This window comes from Candidatus Cryosericum odellii (assembly GCF_003570935.1).
In the GTDB taxonomy this organism is placed as follows: domain Bacteria; phylum Caldisericota; class Caldisericia; order Cryosericales; family Cryosericaceae; genus Cryosericum; species Cryosericum odellii.
In genome coordinates, this window is record NZ_QXIU01000141.1 from 1 (window position 1) to 3324 (window position 3324).

A 3324-nucleotide genomic window follows, 5' to 3' on the forward strand; every position below is an offset into this window, starting at 1 on the left:
GCCAGGGAGATGCTTCCCTTGACCACTGTCAGAACGTTGTTGAAGTCGTGGGCGATACCAGCGGCCAGCGTGCCCAGCGATGCCAGGGCCTCATTGTGCAGCAACTCGTGTTCCATGCGAAGCCGATCGGTGATGTCCCGGGCGATGTAGAAGGTGCCTGTCGGCTGTCCGTTGTCCCAGAGGCGCTGGCCGCTCAGATCCAGGGTTCGGCGGTTCCCGTCACGTGTCAGAACGTCGATGGTCCTTGCCACACTGTCCCCGCTTCCGATTTCATCGTTGGCCCTGAGCATGAACTCGCGGCTGTCCGGGCTGACGATGTCAAGCATACTGCGACCAAGCAGGTCTTTCTCTTCGTACCCAAGAACCGAGCATGCGGACTGGTTGACAAGGGTCACCTTGCCACTTGAGTCCAGTGCGAAGATGAGGTCGTGTGCGTGGTCGAAGTAGTCATGCAGTCGTNNGCTGAGTCTGTTGCAGCGACTCCAGGGTTGCGTTGACATCTGTGGCCAGCTGCGCGAGTTCGTCCGATCCGGGCAGGCGCACGCGCAGTGTGAGGTCGCTGGTGTGTCCGACCTCTGTCACCTGACGACCCAGCGAAGCGATTCTCCTCATGAACGTATGGTTCAGGACGAGCAGGGCGAGGCCCAACAGCAGGAAAACTATCATGCTGGTAACTGCAACAATTATGCGTTTCAGCCGGGTGATCTCGGCAGACTGGGTACGCTTTGCAGTGGTCGAGAGGAGGAGAGTAGTACTTCCAGAGAGGTCAGAGAGCTTCATGAATCCGCGGACCTCGTCAGTTCCTGCTGGCAGACCGACGGTGGGCTGTCCCGTGGCGAGCAGGGTGAGCGCCCGCGACTCGACAGTTTCTGGCTGGACTTGATCGGCAGCCTGGAAGGTCACGTTGCCGCCGATCGTCTCAGCCATGCCGGCGAAGAAAGCTTCATTGGGATATTGCACGAAAACCAGCACTCCCCGTGCCGGACCGGTGCTTGCGCTTGTCAGGATAGGACGCGCAGCCACGAATGCCATATGTCCGCCGACAAACATGCAACCGGTAAGGCCAGGCTGACGCAGTGTCTGTGCCAAGAGCGCTGTTCCGGATCTGAACTGTACGATGAGGTCCGGTGGAGTGTTATCCGGGTCATGGTTTATGGGGGTTTGGAACCTGGCAGAGACGACCTTGCCACTCGTATCCAGAAACACCATGATATCCACATTTATCGTGGCTAGACTGTCGGGAGTAAGGTTCGAGTCTGCATACACGGTGTTGTGGTCGAGGACAAATTGATACGTATCGTCCCAGTAGGCCCAGTCGGAGCAGGTGCGTCCCAGCGTGTCAAGAGAGTAGCTCAAGTACGAATGAGCTCGCAGAACCTGGCGTTCGACGTTCTGACTGTCGAGGCGGGCATACGTTCTGTCGATGGTCACACTAGCCAGGACGTAGAACATCGCGACGAAGATGGTCAAACCAATGAGAGCAACTATAGACAGTCTGGTGCGCAGGTTCATGGAGTCAGTATAGAACGGAGGGTGCAGCGTACAAACGTTCGAGGTTTATCGTCTGTCCCCGCCGTGGCGAACTACTTCGTGGCATCCAGCTCAACTCTGTTGCTTGGTTGTACTGTACGAATATCTATCTCGCCAGCCCTTTGGGGTTTGTTGTCTCAAAGGGCTGGCGATTGTACGACAAAGGCACACGGGATAGGACCCTATGTCGCCTGCTGATGAGCTGCCTATGGAGTGTTTTCTCGAGGGATTTTGTCTACTCTATGCCAGCTTCTTGGACCAGAGCCCGTGGACGTTGCAGTATTCCCTTACCTCAAGCAAGTCCTCGACGCTGTGGCCGATATGCACTTCGGGCTTGTCTCCAGGATGCAGCGGTATTTTCATGACTTTGCCATCTTTCATGAATACTTCGATCCACTCGATGTAGTGTTTCTCTTCCATCGGGTGTGGAACAGATCCGATTTTGATTATAGTTCCACGCTCTGCCTTTTCGACAACCGGCAGGTGCTTCTCGTTCCCTTCCTCAGTGGATTTTGCGACCATCTTTGTCATTGGTTGCCCACAGCAGACAAGTTCGCCCACACCCTCATGGCTCACTTCAACGATGTTGCCGCAGACTTCGCACTTGTAGATTTCGTATTTCTGTGTCATTCCGCTACCTCCTTGTCTTTCCGCAAATTGCTGGATCGCTCAAGGCCATCTGCATTTATTGTATCACCGTTGTCCGTTATCCCATCTACCTTTGTGTGAAGTACGAATGTGTTACAGGGGAGGGGTATGCCGCCGTCATTCCTGTAGTAGCCGGAGCACCTTGTCCTGACGTTTGGCTACGTCGTTGCCGCCAGGCCGAATGCGGCGTGAATAGCACGCACGGCCCGCTGAACCTCTTTCTCGGCGATGAGCACCGAGATGTTGACTTCACTGGAGCCCTGGGCGATCATGAGCAGGTTGATATTTTCGGATGCCAGCGAGGTGAACAGGCGGGCAGCGACGCCGGGTGTTCCGCGCATGCCGTCACCTACGACGGCGACGACTGCGACATGCGGTGTGGCGGTGATGTCCCGGATGGCCGTGCTGCCGACGAATTCCTTGTGCAGCAGGCGCGTGGCGCGTTCGGCGTCGGTCTGGGTCATGACCAGTGAGACATTGGCCATCGATGAGCTCTGCGAGATCATCAGGACGGGGAGCTGAGCAGTTGCAAGGAGGTCAAAGACTCTGCTGACGACGTCCGACGTGCCGATCATCGCTGCCCCACCGATCGTCAGCGCTGTGAGTTTCCGGATAGAGGTCACTGCCTTGACGGGACCCGTTTCGGGCGCGTCAGCGCGCACGATGGTGCCGGGAGACGCCGGCAGGAAGGCGCTTCGGATGCGAATTGGGATGCCGGCCTCCTGGACGGGCGCGACTGTCATGGGATGGAGGACCTTGGCACCAAACCAGGCCAGTTCCATGACCTCACGATATGAAAGGGCCGGCACACGGACGGCGTCCGGGACGAGCTTCGGGTCGGCGGTCATAACGCCGTCGACTTCTTTCCAGATCCACACCTCGTCGGCCGGCAGGCATGCGCCCAGGATGGTGGCAGTGTAGTCCGACCCGCCTCTGCCGAGCGTCGTGATGACACCTTCCTCGTTGGCTCCGACAAACCCGGTGACAACAGGAGTGAGTCCACGGTCCAGCAGAGGCGTCAGGGCACGTGGCACAGTTCTCCGAGCGATTTCCAGGAGGGGTGCCGCGCTACCGAACGTGTCGTCGGTCACGATCCCCGCCTCACCGCCGGTCAGCGACCTGGACGTCAGGCCCGCCGCACGAAGG

At 58.0% G+C, this 3324-nt stretch carries 4 protein-coding genes; all 4 read right to left on the bottom strand.

From position 1 onward, the window contains the following. Nucleotides 1–500, bottom strand: a 500-nt coding sequence (locus SMC5_RS05860; RefSeq protein ID WP_119119968.1) for a PAS domain S-box protein, incomplete at its 3' end; no start/stop codon positions are given. Beyond that, nucleotides 448–1512, bottom strand: coding sequence for a CHASE4 domain-containing protein (locus tag SMC5_RS05865; protein ID WP_119119969.1), 1065 nt, complete (start codon nt 1510–1512; stop codon nt 448–450). The genes SMC5_RS05865 and SMC5_RS05860, both read right to left, overlap by 53 nt. Before the next feature lie 258 nt (nt 1513–1770). Further along, nucleotides 1771–2160 carry a desulfoferrodoxin gene (locus tag SMC5_RS05870; RefSeq protein ID WP_119087647.1) on the bottom strand — a complete coding sequence of 130 codons (390 nt, stop codon included), beginning with the start codon at nt 2158–2160 and terminating at the stop codon, nt 1771–1773. A 176-nt stretch (nt 2161–2336) separates the two neighbouring features. Further along, nucleotides 2337–3324: aspartate kinase (locus SMC5_RS05875; RefSeq protein ID WP_119119970.1), on the bottom strand; the 988-nt coding region annotated here is incomplete at its 5' end.